Source organism: Clostridioides sp. ZZV15-6383, from assembly GCF_020657735.1.
GTDB lineage: Bacteria > Bacillota > Clostridia > Peptostreptococcales > Peptostreptococcaceae > Clostridioides > Clostridioides difficile_D.
The window spans coordinates 1-20622 of the sequence record NZ_JAGWCV010000041.1 but is presented as its reverse complement, the minus strand read 5'-3'; the positions used below and the strand labels follow the sequence as shown (position 1 = coordinate 20622).

The following is a 20622-nucleotide window of genomic DNA, read 5'->3' as shown; positions in this document are numbered from 1 at the left end:
TAAAGAAACTATGTTATAAGTTTCTTCTTACTATTCTAACAGTTTTAAACATTTTCATTACAATAAAAAACTATAGACTCATAAGGCTTTAGTTCTATCTCATTAGAAAAATCTATACTTTCGTAATTAGATAAAATGCATTTAAAGTTATTTTTTCTCTCTTTTAAGATTATTCTTTCAAATGATGGATAAAAATTACATAACACTAAAAGTTCTTCATCATCTAAAATTCTTTTATATGCAAACACCCTATTATTATTTTCCAACAATGGCTTATATGATCCATTACTAATAACTTTATACTTTTTCCTTAACTCAATAAGTTTCTTATAATAATATAAAATACTATTTGAATCTTTTATATCTTTTTCTACATTTATATCTTTATACTTATTACATAAAGATATCCATGGTGTACCTGTAGTAAAGCCCGCATTATCTGTACTATCCCATTGAACAGGAGTCCTTCCATTATCTCTAGAACGATTCATTATTATCTTCATAATCTCCTCATTGGATGAACCTCTATCCTTTAAAATATTATAATAGTTTATAGACTCTACATCTCTATACTCATTAATATCAGCAAAGTAAGCATTGGTCATTCCAAACTCTTCACCTTGATAAATATACGGAGTTCCCCTCATTAAATGAACTATAGTAGCCAACATCTTAGCTGATTCCTTGTGATATACACCATCATCTCCATATCTACTTACAATACGTGGCTGATCATGATTACACCAGAAAACTGCATTCCATCCATTTCCTTTTTCCATCCCTATTTGCCACTGATTTAATATATTTTTAAGCTCCGCAAAATCTAATTCTTTTAATGCCCACTTATTACCACCATCATAATCTGCCTTTAAGTGATGAAAGTTAAATACCATACTTAACTCTTTTTCTTTAGGATTACTATACTTAATACAATAATCAATGGTTGTTGAAGACATTTCCCCTACAGTTATTACATCTTCATCAAGCATAAAGGTATTTTCAGATACCTCTTTTAAATACTTATGAATGTTTTCTCCATCAGTATAAAGTCTTCTTCCATCACCTAAATTATCATCCTCAAAAACATTAGGCTTTGAAATAAGATTTATAACATCTAAACGGAAGCCTTTAACTCCTTTGCTCATCCAAAACCTAATAATATCAATAATTTCTTTTCTTACTTGTGGGTTGTCCCAATTTAAATCAGCTTGAGTTTTATCAAAAAGATGAAGATAATATTCATCAAACTTTTCAACATATTCCCATGCACTTCCACCAAATTTTGACTCCCAATTTGTTGGTGGAATTCCCTTTGCTCTTCCTTTTTTGAAAATATAATAGTCCTTATATTTTTTATCTCCTCCAATAGCTTTTTTAAACCATATATGTTCTGTTGATGTATGATTAAACACCAAATCAAGCATAATTTTTATGCCTCTATCTTTAGTCTTTTTTATTAACTCTTCTAAATCATCCATTGTACCAAATCTAGAATCAATAGCTTTATAATCAGCTACATCATATCCATTATCATTTTGAGGAGATACATAACAAGGTGTCAACCATATATAATCTACACCAAGAAATTCAAGATAATCCAATTTTTCAATAATTCCTCTTAAATCTCCTATTCCATCCCCATTACTATCTTTAAATGATTTAGGGTATATCTGATAAACACAACTTGTCCTAAAGTCCTTCATTATTACTTTCACCTTCTCCTACTTATATACTAATATTACAAAACTTTATTAATTTCTTTAATTGGCTACTTAAAAAAATAAATCTATTTATCTTTAATTTTCGCAAGTTTTGTCTTTGAAAAAATTATAGTTAACACAAAAGTTAATACTATTGATACTACTGATGCTATTAAATAACTAAACATATTTTTTGGATTAATTGATAATATAGCTGGTATTCCTGTAACACCAATAGATACAGCAGTAGTTTTAGTTATAACTGATATCATTCCTGCAACACCAGAACCTATAAGAGCCGCTAAAAATGGATAAAAATACTTTAAATTAATACCAAATATAGCTGGTTCTGCAACACCAAGACATGCTGAAATACATGCTGGCACTCCTACTTGTTTAACTTCATTATCTTTTCTTTTTAAATACATATAGGCTAAAACTGCAGAGGCCTGTGCCATACCACAGAGTGCATTAATTGGCCAAATTGGTGTTCCACCCATAGATCCTATTAATTGTAAATCTATTGGAAGTATAGTGTGATGTAACCCAGTAATAACTAATAGACAGAATGAAAATCCATAAATACCTGCAAATAACCATGCAAAAGAAGAATCAAAGCCTGCTTGAATAACAGTTGCTATTCCATTCCCAATAGCCCAACCTATTGGTCCTAAAACTGTATGTGCTAATAATACTGAAATAATTACTGAAAACAATGGAACCACCACCATACTTATTGCATGAGGAGTAATCTTTTTGAATAGTCTTTCTAAATATACTAAAGTAAAACCTACAAGAATTGCAGGAACTATTTGAGCCTGATATCCAATCATTTCAACTTGTGCAAAACCAAAATTCCAGAAAGGAACTTCTGTTGAACCTACTGCATAAGCATTTAACAATTGTGGTGATACTAAGGTAATACCTGTAACTATACCTAAAATCTGAGTACCACCCATTTTTTTAGTTATGGACCATACGACACCAACTGGTAAGTAATGGAATACTGCTTCCCCTATTAACCATAAAAAACTATGTACTCCACTCCAAAATTGAGATATTTCAATAAGGGACTTTGTTCCATCTTCAAAAAATTTCATATCTCCAATAGTTGTTCTAAAAGCTAGAATTAATCCACCTGCAATAATAGCTGGAATTAATGGAGCAAAAATTTCTGACATATTAGTAATAATTCTTTGAAGTATGTTCATATTCTTCTTAGCTGCTTCTTTTACATTTTCTTTAGATTCACCTTGTACTCCTGATATTTCAATAAATTCTTTATAATAATTACCCACATCTGGCCCAATTATTACTTGAAATTGACCTGCTTGTGTAAACACACCTTTAACATTTTTTAACTCTTCAATCTTTTTTGTATTAGCTTTGCTGGTGTCATTAAGAACAAATCTTAACCTTGTCATACAATGCATTAAAGTTACAATATTTTCTTTTCCACCTAAGTATGCTAACATTTCTTTTACTTCGTTAGAATATTTACTCATCTCTCGCCCTCCTCTTTTATACGGATTACTTATTGTTTTTTACAACTTATACGTATATGTTTTATTAAAATACTATCACATGTATTTCTTTATGTCAATGTTTACATTCCGTTTTTTACTATATATAAGTTTTTTCTTAATTAAATATAAATTGAATTAGAAAATTATTTTATATAATTCGATATTCCCCCAAAACTTATACGTATATGTTTTAGAAAATTTAAATATTGTATATTTTTATCTCTATTCTAACAATCTATACTAAACCATTCCTCTTGTTAATATCAAAAAAACTCTACTTAATTCTAAAAAATAAGCAGTAAATTTTTATTAATTTTTCTACTCATTATAATTCTTCTTTAAATATTTTTCCAACATATTACTAAGGTCTTTTATATTATCAATATTTGGTGAAACAAAAGTTATACCTACCAATTTTTAACTTTACCTTTTTATATTTATATTCATTTTTTAATAAAAAAAGATATTGACTATTTAGCCAATATCTTTTAATGGATTTAAACAGCGGAGACTATCCTCAAGAATAATACCCACGATTTTAATCTAATTTTTAATGGTTTATTTAACATAATCTTATAAATATTAAAATTTATCTACCTATAAAATTTCTCCATTAAATTTTATTACATTTTTATACCAATCAAAAGATTTCTTTTTATATCTTTTAAGAGTCCCGCTTCCATCATTATTTTTATCTACATATATAAATCCATACCTTTTTTTCATTTCTCCTGTTGTAAATGACACTGGATCTATACATCCCCAAACAGTATACCCTATAACATCAACACCATCAATTTCAATGGCATTTTTCATTTCCTTTATATGATTAGCCAAATATTCTATTCTATAATCATCATCTACAGTATTATCTGATTTTAATACATCCTCTGCTCCAAACCCATTTTCAACAATGAATATAGGAAGTTCATACTTATCATATAGTTGGTTAAGGTAAAATCGTAGACCTACAGGGTCTATATTCCACCCCCAATCAGAAGTTTTTAAGTATGGATTTTCAACTACATCAGCCTTTCCTGCTGAGTCATTACCTGTTGTTTTCATAGTTTTATCAGCTGTTACTACAGTAGTTAAATAATAACTACATCCAATAAAATCAACTGTTCCTTCTTTTAGAATTTTTTTATCTTCCTCTGTCATATCTAGATTATACTTTTTTCTTTCCCATAATTTTAGTGTATGTCTTGGATAATGACCTCTTACATGTACATCAGTAAACATAAGTTGTTCTCTATTAGATTCTACAAATTTAATCATATCCTCTGGATTGCAAGAATAAGGATAGCTTGGCATAGCTGCCACCATACATCCAATTTTAAACTCAGGGTTTATTTCATGACCTATCTTCACAACCTTTGCACTTGCTACAAATTCATAATGAGCTGCTTGATACATAACTTCTTCCCTGTCTTCCTGCTCTTCATAGATTATTCCCGAGTTAGTAAATGCATAAATAGGATTTGTAGTTATACTTTGATTATTTATTTCATTGAAAGTCATCCAGTACTTAACTTTATCCTTGTATCTATTCATTACCACTTCACAGAAGTTTACGAAGAAGTCTATTAACTTTCTATTTCTCCAGCCACCATAGTTTTTCACTAAATGATAAGGCATTTCAAAATGACTTAAAGTTATTACTGGCTCTATATTATATTTTAATAATTCATCAAATAAATCATCATAAAATTTCAATCCATCTTCATTTGGAGTTGATTCATTTCCCTTTGGAAAAATTCTAGTCCAAGCAATACTTGTCCTAAAACACTTATATCCCATTTCTGCAAATAATCTAATATCTTCTTTATAATTTTCATAAAAATTAATAGCTTCATGATTAGGATAATTTAAGCCCTCAAGCACTCCATCTGTTATCTTTCTTGGAACAGTATGAGTACCCGCAGTCATTACATCTGCAATACTTATTCCTTTTCCACCTTTATTATATCCACCTTCAACTTGATGAGCAGCAACTGCCCCTCCCCATAAAAATTCTTGATTAGATTTCATAGAAATATCTCCTCCAGTATAATTAATAAACAACTTTTATTACAGGTGTTCCAATTTTAATATGTTTATTTTCTTTAACTATTACATCTGCTAAATCATTTGTGTTAGTTAGTATTATTGGTGTAACAACACTATACCCTTCACCTTCTATTTTATCCTTATCGAAAGAAACAATCTTATCTCCTTTTTTAACTTTATCTCCTGCATTCATATGAGTAGTATAATACTTTCCATCTAACATAGTAGTGTTAAGTCCTACGTGTATTAATATTTCTACACCTTTATCAGAGGTAATCCCTATTGCATGCTTTGTAGGAAAAATAGTTGTTATTGTTCCATTTACAGGAGATACAACTTCTCCCTTTGAAGGTATTATTGCCATACCATTACCTATAGTTCCTGATGCAAATACTTCATCTTCTACTTCAGATAACTCTATTTGTAAACCTTCTATTGGAGATAATATTTCCTCTATACCATCTTCTTCATTAGAAACAACTTCATTACCTTCTTCACATTCTTCTTTACTTAATCCAAAGAAATATGATAATACTGATCCTAGTACTAATGCTGTTCCTATTCCTAATATATATCCTAGGAATGGTGTATAAACTGGCATTGAGAATATATTATGGAATACATATGCATTACAAGTAACACCAAATGCACCACATATGCCACCACCAATACCTCCTGCAATAGCTAATATTGGAATCATCCTTCTGTATCTTAATATAATTCCATAAATTATAGGTTCTGTTACTCCTGCTAAAATTCCTGTAACTGCTGTTGAACCTGCTAATACTTTTAATTCTGGATTTTTTTTAGATTTTCTAACCTTCATAAATAAACCTATTGCAATACCTATTTGAGCAAATACTGCTGCAACAGCTGCACCTTCTATTGGGTCTCCACCCATTGTAGCCAAGTTTTGTAAAGTAATTGGTGTGAAGCCCCAGTGTAATCCCAATACCGCTAAGAATGGCATAGCTATGCCTATTGCAGCTCCTGCAATTACTCTATTAAATTCAAATAATCCCATAAAAATATTTGATATTACATCACCAACAGTAGTTGCTATTGGTCCAAATAAAATCACAGTTAAAGGAACCATAACTAATAATGATATCATCGGTACTAAGAACAATTGTAAATCTTTTAATATAATCTTCTTTAAAAGCTTATCAACGTAATAATAAATAAATATAGCAACAAATATAGGGAACACACCAAAAGAATAATCAATTGGTGTTACTGGCATTCCAAAAAAGTTAGCACCACCTTTTGCTCCAATTAAAGCTGTAAAATTAGGATCTAACAAAGCTGCTCCTATCACTCCACCAACATATGGATTTGTACCAAGCTTTATAGCTAAAGTAATACCTAAGAATATTGGTAAGAAGTAAAATACAGCATTTCCAGCTGCTGATAATATAGCATAAGTGCTACTTGCATCAGACATCCATTTCATAGTGGTTAGTATTGTAAGTAATGCCTTAATCATACCTGCTCCAGCTAGTGCAGGTATTAATGGAGAAAATGCACCTGAAATTGATTCAAATATTCTAGAAACTATTGAAACTTTTTCTCCCTTTTCTTCAGTATTTTGTCCTTGTAAAACTGCTTTTTTTGTAATAGTTTCAAAGTAATCAGTTACTTTATTTCCAATTACTACTTGGTATTGTCCTCCACTATTTACTACAGATAGTACATCCTTAATTTTTAATAACTCTTCTTTGTTAGTTTTTGAAGTATCTTTCAGCTTAAAACGTAGCCTAGTTGCACAATGAACTAAACTAATAATATTTTCTTTTCCTCCTACATATTTTATAATCTCTTCAGACTCTCTTTCAAATTTCATACAATATACCCTCCATTTTCATAATTTTATGTATAAAAATAGACCTAAATCAATACAATTAGATATTAAAAACTAATTATACTAACTTAGGTCATGCCTGCCGAACAGTAACAATCCTACACTATTTACTTTATATTTGATAATCTATTTAAATGCAATGTTAAGTATAACAATTCATTTTCGCTAATTTTCCATTTATATGTCTTTTCAAGGAAGTTTTTTACTTTTTTTGCACAATTGTAATCACTTTTATATTTCATTTTTATTATATCTAATAATGATGTGTCTACATTTGTATTTTCACCTCTTAATTGCCTTTTTATAAAACACCTTAAATGGCTTATAAACCTTGTGTAGTCAAAGGAATATTCATTTATTTCAATTCCATAATGATACTTTATGATATCTAATACATTATCAATTATCTTAGTTAACAATAAAGTTTCTTGCATATCTTTTGTTTCTAACTGAGCATTTGCAAAGTGTATCGTAATAAAAGCTATTTCAGAGTCAGGAATATCTTTATCCAATTTTTTTCTTAAATATTCTACAGCTTTCTTACTAAAGTTATATTCATTAGGATATATTTGTCTTATTTCCCATTGAAGTGGGCTTTGAAACACTAATCCTTCATCCATTCTTTTTAGCATATAACTTATATGTTCCGATAATGTGATTAATATACTATCATTAAGATTATCGCCTAATTCTTCTCTTCCCATTTGAATAATTTCACTTACAAGCTCAACATCTTTTAAAGGTATCCTATCTAGTAGTAAATGTAATTCACTTAATGATTCCTCATTATTGAATATAAATTTTTTTTCAATTTTATCTATTTCAACTAAATCTTTAGTAAATTTATTAAATCCAATTCCTTTTCCCATTAATATTACTTCTTGTCCTGAATTATCTCTGGCAAATACAACATTATTATTAAATACTTTCTTTATAACCATAAACTACCTCCACTGTAAACAAAAATAGACCTAAAAAAGACTAATAATACTTTAAGAATTTACTAGAATTTTTAGGTCACGCCTGATTACATCTATCTCAGTAACGATCCTTTTATTTATCTGTATGATAACTTTATTTTCATTATAAATTATTAACTCTACTTAGTCAATATATAATTTCATATATATCTTTACTAGCTTATTCTTCTAAATATTCACTCATTCTACTTTTTTTTCATATAATTTATATAATCTAAGCATGTTAAAATAAATTTTACCCACAAGGGTCATAAAAGTACAAAGTCCTTGTTGTTATTTATTTATATTCTCATAATCCGTATAATTCTATGTTACGCAAGATAGTATTTTTTTAATATTTCTTTTATTATTTTCCAATTTAACTTAATTGATATTATTTAATTCACTTATAGCTAGTGTAGCTGCACCTAGCACACATAATTTTCCACCTAAATCTACTGCTACAACATAATCTTTCCTCATTCTTATTCTCCTTAAATTTCATTTATATTTCTTGTATTTTGTTTTCTATGTCATCCTTAATTGTTTCTATCTTTATCCCTAACATGAGTACCAACTAAATACCCACAGCTTTCTCCATATCCATCTATTATATCGGGTCTTATTATTTGTGCTTTTACTGCATCTATAAACCTGTTGTCATACGTTTCATCTAAGATATTTATCATTCCATTAATGTCCTCCAAACTTCTATAATCCATTGAAAGGATCTAAGATTGTTACTAATTGAGCTTCAGCATCACTTATTCCTGCATATAAAGTTGCTGTTTCATCATTGTTCCTTACTAAACCTCCACTAAATACCACATCAATTAAGTCTGTTCTTTTTGAAGGACCTTCTAAAAAATCTTTTCTAGTAGCTATTAATTCTATATCAGTGGTTTCACTAGTTTCTGGATTTAATATGAATACCATTGGATAATAATGTCTATCCTTATTATCATCAAAGCAAGCAATATGCCCCAAAATTCCAAGTCTTCCATCTTTTAATAAATGTGCTTCATTGGCTCCTCCCCACTCTAAATCAGTAAATTGATTTTTTAATAGGGGTGCGTTATCTATAGTATTTATAGTCAAATCATCTATTTTATTAACTATTGTAAATCCTATTTTACCTCTACCACCTTTACTTCCTTGTGGTCTAGTTAAAACTCCTATTTTTTTATTCTTTAACTCAACAAGTCTTAAATCCTTCATTCCAATTGGACCCTTGAAACACATTTCTAAGGAGTTGATATCTTTACCTTTATAAAATACAGTTCTCCATCCTAGTGAGTTTTCTATAGTTAGATGTGGGAATATTTCAACTCCACCTAATATTAATTCTCCATTTATAAAAGTAAAAAATGGGTCTTGTAAAGTGAATTTTTTAGTATTTTCTCTTGGTATCCATTTCCCATTCCTTTTAACAAAAAAATAAATTTCTGAGTGCTCACTGTCTCTATATTCTACTCTTCCTGCTATTACTAATTCATTTTCATCTATAAAAGGTGCACTTATATTATATACATCTTTTTCTCCTACATCTTCGAATACTATTTTTTCTTTTCTGTAGAATCTTACATCTTTTGCATTATATTCATTCAATAATTGTTTAATTGTTTTTAAACTAGACATATTTTACCTCTTAATCATTAATTTATTATATTTATAATTTATTTATATATATTGAGAAATCATATGGTTTTAATGTATTGCTTTCTGATGTGTTTAAGAGTTCTATTTTATCTATTTTTTGTGTATAATCCTCATTGCTAAAGTTGATTACAACATCTACAACTATATCATTGTATTTTCTTCTAAAGCTTAATACATCATTTTCTAAAATTAAATCTTCATAATCCCCATATAATAGCGCTGTTGTATTACATCTTATTTTTATTAATTCTTTGTATAAGTTTAATAAACTTTTATTATCTTTTGTAGCTTTTTCAACTGTTGTTTTATCTTTCTTATCTTCTATATTAATCCAAGGCTTTGCTTCACTAAATCCATAATTGATGTCATTATTCCACTGCATAGGACTTCTAGACTTGTCTCTAGAACTTTTATTTGATAATTTTAGAGCTTCATATTCTGATTTACCTTTTGCTATTTCTAATTTATATTTAGTTATTCCTTGTATATCATTCATTTTATCAATATCATAACAAACTAAGTCTTGCATACCTATTTCTTCACCAAAATACATAAATGGAACACCTTTAGTTGTCAAAAGTAAAGCTGCTATAGCCTTTTCTATCCCATTACAATTTCCCTTAGGATTAAATCGTGTTATACTTCTTCCCATATCATGACTATTAAAAAATATTGTAGGTATCTGTTTTTCATCATATTCTTCATTCATACATAGTATTTCTTTATATATTTTTTCTATAGAAAATTCGTCTATACTCCCTAAATTAAAATTAAACACAACATCTAGCAAGTTTTCACCACAATATGGCTTTAATTCATTAAAATCTTCTGAGCCTACTTCTCCCACAAGAAAAATATCTTCCTTAATGTCCCTAATATCTTTTACTAATCTCTTTATTATATCTAATACACCATCTTGATTCTTGTCATACTTATGTATTTGTTCACCACTTTCATCAAACGGATTATCAACATTTAAATCATCTTGTACTGTTAAGAAATTTATAACATCAAATCTAAATCCATCAATTCCAAAATCTATCCAGTACTTCAATACATCTTTCATGGCCTCATAAACCTTTGGATTTGACCAATTCAAATCTACTTGCTCTTTTGCAAAGGCATGATAATAGTACTCTTTTGTATTTTCATCATATTCCCATGCTTCTCCACCAAAAAAAGATTCCCAGTTATTCGGAATACTATTTTTCCAAATATAAAAATCTCTCCTTTCACTACCTATTGATGATTTTGACTCTTTAAACCAAGGATGTTCACTAGATGTGTGATTAAGAACTATGTCTATTATAACTTTTATACCTAAGTTATGAGCCTTATTTAAAAATTCTTTAAATTCTTCTAATGTTCCATAATCTTTATCTATATTATAATAGTCCGATATATCATATCCATTATCAACTTTAGGAGATGGATAAAATGGTGTTAGCCAAATCCCCTTTATCCCTAAATCTTTTAAGTAATCTAGTTTTGACGCTATTCCTTTAAAATCTCCTATTCCATCACCATTTCCATCCTTAAAACTAGGCATATATATTTCATAAAATACAGACTCTCTCCACCATTTATTTTGCATATATTTTTCCTCCAAAGTTCATTTTAACAGCTAGCTCGTTCTATAACTTCCACACCCATAACCAAATTCTCGGTCATCTCTTCTTTGTTGTTTAATCTCCAAAGCAATCGTTTAACAGCTTTCATTCCCATAAGTTCCTTATTTACTCTTACTGTGGTTAATTTTGGAACTAGCAGTGAATTCATAGCTATATCATCAAATCCAACCACTGCAATATCCTTTGGAACTTTATACCCTAAGTCTGCCAATGAAGTAATCAACATAATAGCTGCATTATCATTAGAACATACAAATGCTTCTGGTAATGTATCTATATTTTCTATAATTTCTTGAATTTTTTTATGCTCTCCATTTAATATATATTCTTCTATATCATTTAAAATTGAATATTTATGTATATCCTCTTTTACATTACTTTCTGCTGATGCAAATTTCTTAATAGCCTCTTTATAACCAAAATGTCTCTCCTTAACACTCAATGAATATTCCAAATCCCCAAAAAATCCTATCTTTTCATATCCTTTATCAAAAAGTAATTTTGTTATTTTAAAACTACCCATTTTATTATCTGTAAGTATACTATCAGTATTATAAAGTAATGATGCATGATCAACTAATACTACTGGTATACTGTATTGTTTTAGTTTAAATAAGTAATCATCATCTATTGCTCCTATTACTACTACTCCACATACCTTCTTTGTTTCTATACAGCTAGGAATATTTTTTGAATCATCCTTTATACAAGTTATAATATCATAGTTATTTTTACTAGCTTCATCACTTATTCCTTTCATTACCTTAGAATAAAAAGTATTGTCTTCAAAGTAAATTTTTTTAATGATTACACATATATTTTTTTGTGCATATGATTTTACAAATTTAGGAGATTTCTCTAAATAACCTAGTTCTTCTGCCACATTTAATACCATTTTTCTGGTTTCTTCACTTACACCTACCTTATTATTTAAAGCTAAAGATACCGCATTTATAGATATATCTAATCTATTTGATATATCCTTCATTGTTATTCTTCTCATAAATTGACACTCCAAATTCTATATAATTCAAGGCCATTGGTCAATAAATCAACCAATAGCCTTTGATTTCATTAAATCTCTAACATTGCAAATATATCTTCAATCCTTATATCCGCTCTACAAACTTTATCATCTGCTGCACCATAATATATCTTTACAAACCCATCTTCAAATACACATCCACATGTAAATACTACATTTCCAAAGAATCCTTCTCTTTCATAATCTGCATCAGGCTCTAGTATAGGCTTATTTGTCTTCGATAATATTTTACATGGATTATTTTTATCAAGTAGGAATGCTCCTAAGCAATATCTATTATTCCTATCTGCTGCATGGTAAATTTTAACCCATCCTTTTTCAGTTAAAAATGGTACTGCCCCACCACCAACTCTTCCATTTTCCCAAGAATCTTTATTTGTTACACCATAAAAATATTTTTGCTTACCCCAGTGTATTAAATCTGGAGATTCTGCTATCCACATATCAGGTGTACCTATTGAATAAGGTACAGGTCTATTATATGCAATATACTTTCCATCTATTTTTTCAGGGAAAATAGTTACATCTTTATTTTCAGGTGCAAATATTATACCATGTCTTTCATAGCTAATAAAATCTTTAGTAGATACTAATGATGTTGCTGCCCCATTTCTTGTTACTGATGTATAATTTATATAGTAAATTCCATCTATTTCAGTTATCCTTGGGTCTTCTATTCCCCATTCTTCTTCTGATGCTATTGGTTTTATAAATGGTTCATCATCTATTTTAAAGTTTTCTCCATCTTTTGACCTTGCTACTCTAATGTGTGATAATGATGTCAAATACGCTATTTTTTTAGCTCCTTTATTATCTATTGTCCATAAAGAACGTGGGTCTGAGTAGTCATATTGTATATCTACATCCTTATTAAAAGATATTACTTCTATAATATCTTCTCCTTCCTTATTAACTACTATAGGAACCTTTACTTCCTTATCTAAATCAACTTTAACTGATTCTGCTACCCTACAAAGTAAAATATATTCATTATTATATTTACAAACTCCACAATTAAATACACCATCCACTCTAAAATCTTTTCTACTTGGTTTTACATCACTTGTCTTTATTAATGGATTATTTTTACTTCTTATTACATTTATATTATTCATTATTTTCCCCCTACTATTTAAGCATAAAGTTTATTCCTTCTTTAAAATGTTTAGAAAAACAAAGGAACATAATTATTATCGGTAATGTTAATATCACTGAAGCTGCATACATTGGCCCTGGTAAATTTCCCATAGGTTTAAATTGTGTAGATATTAAAACATTTAGTGTTTGCATATCTATCTTTGGTGAAATTAACATATCCCACATAAGTTCTCCCCATCTACTCATAAATGTAGATAAAAATACTATTGTTGTAACTGATTTTGTTACTGGAAATGCAATACTACCTAATATTCTTAATTCTGAAGCACCATCTATTCTAGCTGCTTCAAATACATCATTAGGTAATGATTTAAAGTAATTTATGTACATAAATATTCCCCAAATAGATACTGATAGTGGTATTATCATTCCTATATAAGTATTAGTTAATGGTTTTGTTAACATATATCTTGGTACTAATAGTATTATTACTGGAAAGAACATTTGGAATAAAAGTGTATTCATTATAAATTTTTCACCTTTAAATTTTTTCATTTTTGATACTGAGTATCCAACAAGTAAACCTACTACTACTGACATTATTGCTGTAGGTAAAGATACTATAAATGAATTAATTAATGCCTTTATCCACATACTTGCAGTTGCTCCACTAGTTCCACCTAACAAATACTTATAGCTACTTAAATCAAAGCTAGTTGGCACTATAACTTTATCAACTTGCTCCCATGAGGCAAATGACTGAATTATCATATAGTAATATGGGAATAAAGATATAGCTAATATTATTAAAGTTGCTATTACAACTAAAATTTTAGTTACTTTCTTTTTATTGCTCATAATTCTCAACCTCCCTTTATTTTTATGCTCCATACTTAGCATTAATTTTATCCATAACTACACTTAATATTTTAATAGTTACAAATATATGAACCGCATTGGCTATTGCTATAGCAGCACCATATCCAGATTGGAAGTTGGTGAATGATGTATTGTATATTTCTAGTTGCCAAGTTGTAGTTGCTAAATTAGGACCACCACCAGTTAATAAATATGGCTCAGTAAATATCCCAAACGCTAAACCTGATGCTAAAACTAAAACTGTTGTTAAAGTAGGTAATATCATTGGCAATATTACTCCTGTAAACTTTTTGAATCCATAAACTCCATCTATTTTACATGCATCATGCACATCATCTGATATAGATTCTAATGCTGATAATATAAATAGTGCATAATAACCTGACATTTTCCAAACAATTATTCCTATAATTATAGCAAAAGCCCATCTAGAATCTCTAAACCAATCGATATTAATTCCATTATCACTTAAAAATACACTTAAAGCCGAATTGTAACTAAAAAAATATCTTACTACTACTGATACTGCTACCCCTGAAGTTAGATAGGGTATAAAAAATAATACAGCTATAAAGCCCTTTATTTTATCTGGTAAGTTATAAACTAGTAATGCAATAATCATTGCAACAACAAATGATAATACAACAATAGGTACTAGATATTTAAACGAATTAAAAAAAGCTGCCTTTATTTTTGGATCACTAAACAATCTAACAAAATTATTTATTCCTACAAAGTTTTTATTACTAGACATTAAATTCCAATCTGTAGTTGATAACCAAATAGCCCATCCTAGTGGAATTAAGAAATATATTAAAGAATAAACCAAGTAAGGTACATTGAAAAGCCACCCTAAAACTACACCTTTATTACTTAAACCTTGTATTTTTTTCTTCATCTATCATCTCTCCTTTATAATAAAGCGAAAATAAGATAGCTTATTTTCGCTTTATCTTTTTGACTTTACTCCAATCCACCAGCTTGCTTCATAGCGTCAAATGCTTCATCAACATACTTAGTTGCATCAGTAGGTTTTAGACTAGTTGACCCCAATGTTGTTTCAATATATGCTGCTAAAGGTCCACCTAAAGCTTCTTGAATTTCAGCCATTTTTCCATGTGGCATACCTGGAACCGCATTTGACACTTCTTGTGCTAATGCTTTTAATTCAACATTTTCATCCAAGTAAGATTTGAATGTATCATTTTCTACTAAATCTCCTCTAACAGGTAACATTGTTGTTGCTTGAACCCATTCTAAATCAGTTTTTGAAGAGTTTTCTTCACTGTATAACCACTTAACAAATTCCACTGCACCTTGATGTATCTCATCTGTAATATTTGCGTCTTTGTATAAAACTAAACCTTTTGAATCAGCAAAATTATATGCTGTATCACCTTCATTCTTCACTATCATTGGACCAAATACATAATCTTCACCATATACCTTACCACCTTCTCTAAGAACACTGATTTCCCATGGTGCTGCTATAGAACATAATGCTTGAGGTTTTTCTTCTGCCCATAAGTTAGGTATTTCTTGAGTTAATAAAGTATCTCCCATTGTTCCAAAAAATTCAAATGTTTCTTTTGTTACTTCTTTGTCTAAAACTAATTTATTACCTTCAACCCATGGTTTTCCTCCACTAAATGATAAATAAATGTTTTGGAAATCATTCCATCTATCCCACCAGAAATCCGGTCTTATAAGTTGATTTCTATACATAATATGACTTACACCAACTTCTTTCATCTTATCTTTATTCGCTCTAAATGTTGTTATCAATTCTTCAAATTCTGCCTTTGTTGTTGGAGGATTATCATATCCTAATGCTTTTAATCCTTTTGAATTCCATTGTAATACCATTGGGTTAACATACTGAGGAATAACATATTGATTTCCTTCTATTTGCCAACCTTCTATAACGTCTTTAATATCCTTATTTTTTACTACAGCTTTAAACCATTCCTCTTCTTCTAAATTGTATATTGCATCAGAATCTGCTAATGTTGCTGCAAAACCTCTATTTATATTTTCTGATATTGCTGGAGCTGTATCTGTAGCTAAAGCATTTTGTATTCCCGCCTCTGATGACGGTGTTTCAGGCATTTGCTGTACTTCTACCTTCACAACTTTATCATTAATTTTTATTTCTTCACTATTAAATTCTTTTGCCTTACCTTCCCAAAAATCATATTGAACTTTTTGTGGTGATGACCAAAAACTTACTATAATCGCATCTGATGTACTCGTATCATTTTTAGTGCAACCATTCAATGTTCCAATCATAATACTTGATAACACTAATAAGGCAATCCCCTTTTTTACTCTTTTCATTACATATTCCTCCCCATTGTAAATAAGTTTCTAGTAATATCTCACTTTAAAAGTACTTTAATTCAAACTTTAACCCAGTACTTAATGCAAACCTTTTCACTCTTATTTTAAATCTATTTTACTTTAATTTCTATTTATTTTTACTTTAATTTTAATTTATTTTGCAACTTTAATTTATATGGCTTAACCACTATATCTGTAGGCTCTATTATTATGGCAAATATAAAATTATAACTTATTCTCTACTTATAATTTTAAATCTCCCCCTATTGTGTTATTTAAGCAACAAAAAAGGAATTTAGCATCTATTAAAAGTGTAAATTCCTTTTTTGTTAAAATAATCATCCAAACTAAAAATAATCTTATTAGTTACATTTCCACCAATTATAGCTATATCTTATCCTTTTTTATAATTATCCATAACCCTACTTCCAAGTACTATAGCTTTTTCTATTTCTCCAAATTATTCTAAAGCTTTATGTATATATGAGATACCTCTATCTAATAATCCAAACATACTATAATTCCTCTGATAGTTTATTATGCATATTATATAACTCTGGTAAACAAGCTAGTAATATTTCTTTAGCATCTTTTCTGCTATTCATCATTTTATTGAGCACGCTGAATAACTGGTATATTAAAATCTAAAACCATCTTTTTTATTTGCCTTGATAAGTCAGCAAGTTTAACTTCTCCTACTTCTTTACTTTCATAATCCAAAATTTTCGAGTAATTCATTATAACTAAACTAGGTTTAATACTCTTTCTCTCTTTATTCCTGATACTATATTTACAAAGTTATTTATATAAAGACTATTTACTTGACTTATTATGCTTAAAGCTCGTATATATTTGACTATTTGCTAAGCTTCTATGAAACACTAGAAACTTATGAAGTTATAAAATTCTTATTAGAGAAATGTATTACATTCTTTGATTGATATAACTATAAATCATATAAGAAACTGTTTAAAAATGGCAACTAAAGGAGCTAATGGAGAAAACTCTATCATGAAATATAAATATGGTTGGCGTTCCCGTATAATGATTGCTTAAAATGAAGATGGAAAACCAATAAGAAAAAAATTCAATTTAACAGTTAAAAGAACACTTCAAATAACATATTTTATAGATAAAAATGTAGATATAGAACTTAAGGTATTAGATCAAAAAATAAAGACATCAAATTCCTACAGAATGGTACCTATTTCAAAAGACATTTTAAATAAATTGAAATAACATAAAGTAAATCAAAATACAGATATATTAAAAGTTGGAAAATTATATAGAAATAATAATTGAGAGTTTTTCAATAAATTAACTCCCCTTATAAATAATAAAAGACCTTTAAGGAATCTAAAATCTATACTAAATAACTTAGATATAGAGTTTATAAAGTTTCACTATCTTAGAAAAACTTATTGAACTAGATTTTTTGAAAATGGTGTATCTCATAAAACGGTACAAGTTTTAATGAGTATTATAATGTATTAATAAATTTAAATATATATACTCAAATAATGACAGATAAGAAGGTAGAAACTGTATAAAAATTGAATAAAATATTTTTATTGTAAAAATTAAATACATAAAAATATTTTAATTTCATATAGTTGATTACAAAATCAAAATAAGGATACAAATTAATTTTATATTATCTTGTATCCTTATTATTATTTAGTTTTTTAAATGTTTATCATGAATATCCTTTATGTTACATTAATCCATTTTCTAAGTGTACAATAGTCTCACGTCTTACACCAACTAATTTAGCAAGTTCATTTTGCGTCATAAGGAGTTTTCCCTGTATTATTTAATTTTTGTTTTCATCAATATTGCCACTTAGTTACATATCCCCCTTTTATCAAAGTATATATACAACACTAATTTAGATAAAGACTGTATAAATAAAACTGCAATGAGAATTATACCTGTATACACGTTTGATATATTTATATTACTTATATAAGGCGTTGCAAAGAAAATAGCTATTATTACTATAGAATATATCATTATTTTTATTGCAATTTTATTAACCTTTGATAGTATAAATTCAGATGATTCACCAACTAAATCATTATATTTTTTATTATCAATTGAATAACATCCAAAAACTATTAGCCAACTCAACCTTGGAAGAGAAGCAGTACTTGGACCTTTAAAAATATACTTAGTGGCTAATACAGCTATAAAAAAATAAGTTATTACAAGTAATTCCAATATAATCTTTTCTTACACCAGTTTCTGATTTATACATATAAAATCACTCCTTAAAAGTTATATATTTATAATACTTTATGTTATAAATATATAACTTTTTCAAATAAATTGCAATCTATGAGTGGCAGTTTCATATAGTCCTATTTCCTACAGTAAGCAGAAAGGATGTTTATCCTATATGTAACTAATGATAAATTTTATTATAGGAACTATTAGCTCTATTTGTGTTGCTATAAGTACTAATTACATATATGATAATTTTTTAATACTTATCTATTGGCTATAGAGAAAGTAGCTTAGAATTTAAATTTAAATAAAATTTAAGTTCACTAAGAAGCAATCTATACTAATTATTATTCCAATGAACAATTCCATATGGATTTATAATTCTATATTTTGATTTTGCTTCACGACCTGTACGATAGTTGATTTCTACAGATAGCTTCTTTAATATACTATTTTCCAATTTTTTAAGTACTGATTCTATAGATATTTTCCCAATTGGTTTTATTACTTCAAGAGCGATTAAATGGTTTGTTAAAATGTCTTCTTGTTTTTGATTTGAATACATTTTTAACTTTAATGTCGCTTTATCTAATGCTTCATCTAATATTTAGTTTAGGATATATATTATTTTTCAAAAACTTTTCGGTCTCAAATTAAAACTTCTTTGTTTTAATTTGTTTAAAATATAGAAAAAGTCTTATCCTAATTTATTTAAGCTAAAATTCTTATATTTTAAAATTTTCTTTAAAACTAAAATATTTATTATCATCTCCAGCAACAATATAACCTACTAATTAAATACCTAATATTTATTCATATTTTCATAGCTTATTAGTTGTAATTCCATCTTCTTGCTAAAATTAATGTTACCCAACAGATAATTGTGGAAGTAATTACTTTAGATACATCAGTTAATACATATCTTGGATATATTAGCACTGAGTTTATAGCCCATCTACTTACAACTTCTATACTAACTGGTTGACTCTCTGTATCTAAACATAATTACTAAAATTGAATTAATGATATCAATTCCATTAATCTCTTTTAATAAAAAATTCTCTTTTCTATATGAAAATTATCTCAAAACTTTAAAGTTAAATACAAAAATGACTATAAATAGATTTTTATTTACACAAATCTATCTATAGCCACTATAGTTTATCCAATAAAATAAATATGTACACAATAAATGTTATTTACGTCTTAAGTATTTATTTATTAGATTTTTAATTAAAAAAGACGAGCTAATGAACATTAATGCTAAATCTAGCATTATATTGCTTTGATCTCCTGTTTGTACATTTTGACCTACATTACTATCTAAACTTTCATCTGTATCTATATTTATATCTGGTTTTCCATACCCATCTGTATCTATATTTATATCCGGTTTTCCATCCCCATCTGTATCTATATCTGTTTTGCTATTTCCTCCATTATCTGGATTTGGTTTGCTACTTCCTCCACTATCTGGATCCGGTTTACTATTTCCTCCATTATCTGGATTTGGTTTGCTATTTCCTCCACTATCTGGATCCGGTTTACTATTTCCTCCATTATCTGGATTTGGTTTGCTATTTCCTCCACTATCTGGATCCGGTTTACTATTTCCTCCATTATCTGGATTTGGTTTGCTATTTCCTCCA

At 28.2% G+C, this 20622-nt stretch carries 17 protein-coding genes and 2 pseudogenes; 1 reads left to right on the top strand and 18 read right to left on the bottom strand.

All coding sequences use genetic code 11. The features are described 5' to 3' along the window. Nucleotides 1-44 precede the first annotated feature (44 nt). The 14 genes from treC to KGF42_RS19900 all read right to left on the bottom strand — a co-directional run bounded on the left by treC (nt 45) and on the right by KGF42_RS19900 (nt 17485). Nucleotides 45-1703: an alpha,alpha-phosphotrehalase gene (gene treC / locus KGF42_RS13965; RefSeq protein ID WP_227826536.1), complete on the bottom strand. Its 1659-nt coding sequence runs from the start codon at nt 1701-1703 to the stop codon at nt 45-47. Between the two features lie 83 nt (nt 1704-1786). Next, the gene (gene treP, locus KGF42_RS13960; protein ID WP_227822687.1) at nt 1787-3205 is read right to left on the bottom strand and encodes a PTS system trehalose-specific EIIBC component; all 1419 of its coding nucleotides are present in this window, start codon (nt 3203-3205) and stop codon (nt 1787-1789) included. A 618-nt stretch (nt 3206-3823) separates the two neighbouring features. Next, a complete protein-coding gene (locus tag KGF42_RS13955) occupies nt 3824-5257 on the bottom strand; it encodes a 6-phospho-beta-glucosidase (protein ID WP_227822688.1) in 1434 nt (477 codons plus the stop codon). 22 nt (nt 5258-5279) lie between these two features. Then, entirely contained in the window at nt 5280-7118 is a 1839-nt protein-coding gene (locus KGF42_RS13950) for a beta-glucoside-specific PTS transporter subunit IIABC (protein WP_227822689.1), read from the bottom strand. 125 nt (nt 7119-7243) lie between these two features. Then, nucleotides 7244-8077 carry a PRD domain-containing protein gene (locus KGF42_RS13945; RefSeq protein ID WP_227822690.1) on the bottom strand — a complete coding sequence of 278 codons (834 nt, stop codon included), beginning with the start codon at nt 8075-8077 and terminating at the stop codon, nt 7244-7246. Between the two features lie 557 nt (nt 8078-8634). Next, on the bottom strand, nt 8635-8784 hold the full coding sequence (locus KGF42_RS13940) for a hypothetical protein (RefSeq protein WP_227822691.1): 150 nt from the start codon (nt 8782-8784) through the stop codon (nt 8635-8637). A gap of 22 nt (nt 8785-8806) precedes the next feature. After that, nucleotides 8807-9733: an MTP-1 family protein gene (locus KGF42_RS13935; protein WP_227822692.1), complete on the bottom strand. Its 927-nt coding sequence runs from the start codon at nt 9731-9733 to the stop codon at nt 8807-8809. 31 nt (nt 9734-9764) lie between these two features. Then, a complete protein-coding gene (locus KGF42_RS13930) occupies nt 9765-11348 on the bottom strand; it encodes an alpha-glucosidase (protein WP_227826535.1) in 1584 nt (527 codons plus the stop codon). 23 nt (nt 11349-11371) lie between these two features. Beyond that, a complete protein-coding gene (locus KGF42_RS13925) occupies nt 11372-12388 on the bottom strand; it encodes a LacI family DNA-binding transcriptional regulator (RefSeq protein WP_227822694.1) in 1017 nt (338 codons plus the stop codon). Nucleotides 12389-12459: 71 nt separating this feature from the next. Next, nucleotides 12460-13545 (bottom strand): glycoside hydrolase family 130 protein, encoded by a 1086-nt coding sequence (locus KGF42_RS13920; RefSeq protein ID WP_227822695.1) that lies wholly within the window; start codon nt 13543-13545, stop codon nt 12460-12462. A 13-nt stretch (nt 13546-13558) separates the two neighbouring features. After that, nucleotides 13559-14386, bottom strand: coding sequence for a carbohydrate ABC transporter permease (locus tag KGF42_RS13915; RefSeq protein ID WP_227826534.1), 828 nt, complete (start codon nt 14384-14386; stop codon nt 13559-13561). Nucleotides 14387-14408: 22 nt separating this feature from the next. After that, nucleotides 14409-15305 (bottom strand): carbohydrate ABC transporter permease, encoded by an 897-nt coding sequence (locus KGF42_RS13910; protein WP_227822697.1) that lies wholly within the window; start codon nt 15303-15305, stop codon nt 14409-14411. Nucleotides 15306-15370: 65 nt separating this feature from the next. Further along, nucleotides 15371-16744 carry an ABC transporter substrate-binding protein gene (locus KGF42_RS13905; protein ID WP_227822698.1) on the bottom strand — a complete coding sequence of 458 codons (1374 nt, stop codon included), beginning with the start codon at nt 16742-16744 and terminating at the stop codon, nt 15371-15373. A gap of 612 nt (nt 16745-17356) precedes the next feature. Continuing rightward, nucleotides 17357-17485: a hypothetical protein gene (locus KGF42_RS19900; RefSeq protein ID WP_255643378.1), complete on the bottom strand. Its 129-nt coding sequence runs from the start codon at nt 17483-17485 to the stop codon at nt 17357-17359. Between the two features lie 195 nt (nt 17486-17680). Here KGF42_RS19900 and KGF42_RS19895 point away from each other — a divergent pair, with 195 nt between their 5' ends. Further along, nucleotides 17681-17803: a hypothetical protein gene (locus KGF42_RS19895; RefSeq protein WP_255643380.1), complete on the top strand. Its 123-nt coding sequence runs from the start codon at nt 17681-17683 to the stop codon at nt 17801-17803. A 667-nt stretch (nt 17804-18470) separates the two neighbouring features. On the opposite strand, the pseudogene KGF42_RS13900 reads toward KGF42_RS19895, so the two are convergent. The 4 genes and pseudogenes from KGF42_RS13900 to KGF42_RS13885 form a co-directional block, all read right to left on the bottom strand. Then, nucleotides 18471-18589 (bottom strand): annotated as a pseudogene (locus tag KGF42_RS13900) (helix-turn-helix transcriptional regulator); the annotation flags it as partial. Continuing rightward, nucleotides 18590-18967: a hypothetical protein gene (locus KGF42_RS13895; RefSeq protein WP_227826533.1), complete on the bottom strand. Its 378-nt coding sequence runs from the start codon at nt 18965-18967 to the stop codon at nt 18590-18592. 346 nt (nt 18968-19313) lie between these two features. After that, complete coding sequence (locus KGF42_RS13890) at nt 19314-19538, bottom strand: WYL domain-containing protein (protein ID WP_227823554.1); 225 nt, start codon at nt 19536-19538, stop codon at nt 19314-19316. Between the two features lie 630 nt (nt 19539-20168). Beyond that, nucleotides 20169-20622 (bottom strand): annotated as a pseudogene (locus KGF42_RS13885) (MSCRAMM family adhesin SdrC); the annotation flags it as partial.

Excerpts from the sequence above, each read along its gene's own strand:
- treC (WP_227826536.1), bottom strand. The coding sequence starts at position 1,703 with ATGAAGGACTTTAGGACAAGTTGTGTTTATCAGATATACCCTAAATCA.
- treP (WP_227822687.1), bottom strand. The coding sequence starts at position 3,205 with ATGAGTAAATATTCTAACGAAGTAAAAGAAATGTTAGCATACTTAGGT.
- KGF42_RS13955 (WP_227822688.1), bottom strand. The coding sequence starts at position 5,257 with ATGAAATCTAATCAAGAATTTTTATGGGGAGGGGCAGTTGCTGCTCAT.
- KGF42_RS13950 (WP_227822689.1), bottom strand. The coding sequence starts at position 7,118 with ATGAAATTTGAAAGAGAGTCTGAAGAGATTATAAAATATGTAGGAGGA.
- KGF42_RS13945 (WP_227822690.1), bottom strand. The coding sequence starts at position 8,077 with ATGGTTATAAAGAAAGTATTTAATAATAATGTTGTATTTGCCAGAGAT.
- KGF42_RS13940 (WP_227822691.1), bottom strand. The coding sequence starts at position 8,784 with ATGATAAATATCTTAGATGAAACGTATGACAACAGGTTTATAGATGCA.
- KGF42_RS13935 (WP_227822692.1), bottom strand. The coding sequence starts at position 9,733 with ATGTCTAGTTTAAAAACAATTAAACAATTATTGAATGAATATAATGCA.
- KGF42_RS13930 (WP_227826535.1), bottom strand. The coding sequence starts at position 11,348 with ATGCAAAATAAATGGTGGAGAGAGTCTGTATTTTATGAAATATATATG.
- KGF42_RS13925 (WP_227822694.1), bottom strand. The coding sequence starts at position 12,388 with ATGAGAAGAATAACAATGAAGGATATATCAAATAGATTAGATATATCT.
- KGF42_RS13920 (WP_227822695.1), bottom strand. The coding sequence starts at position 13,545 with ATGAATAATATAAATGTAATAAGAAGTAAAAATAATCCATTAATAAAG.
- KGF42_RS13915 (WP_227826534.1), bottom strand. The coding sequence starts at position 14,386 with ATGAGCAATAAAAAGAAAGTAACTAAAATTTTAGTTGTAATAGCAACT.
- KGF42_RS13910 (WP_227822697.1), bottom strand. The coding sequence starts at position 15,305 with ATGAAGAAAAAAATACAAGGTTTAAGTAATAAAGGTGTAGTTTTAGGG.
- KGF42_RS13905 (WP_227822698.1), bottom strand. The coding sequence starts at position 16,744 with ATGAAAAGAGTAAAAAAGGGGATTGCCTTATTAGTGTTATCAAGTATT.
- KGF42_RS19900 (WP_255643378.1), bottom strand. The coding sequence starts at position 17,485 with ATGAATTACTCGAAAATTTTGGATTATGAAAGTAAAGAAGTAGGAGAA.
- KGF42_RS13890 (WP_227823554.1), bottom strand. The coding sequence starts at position 19,538 with ATGTATTCAAATCAAAAACAAGAAGACATTTTAACAAACCATTTAATC.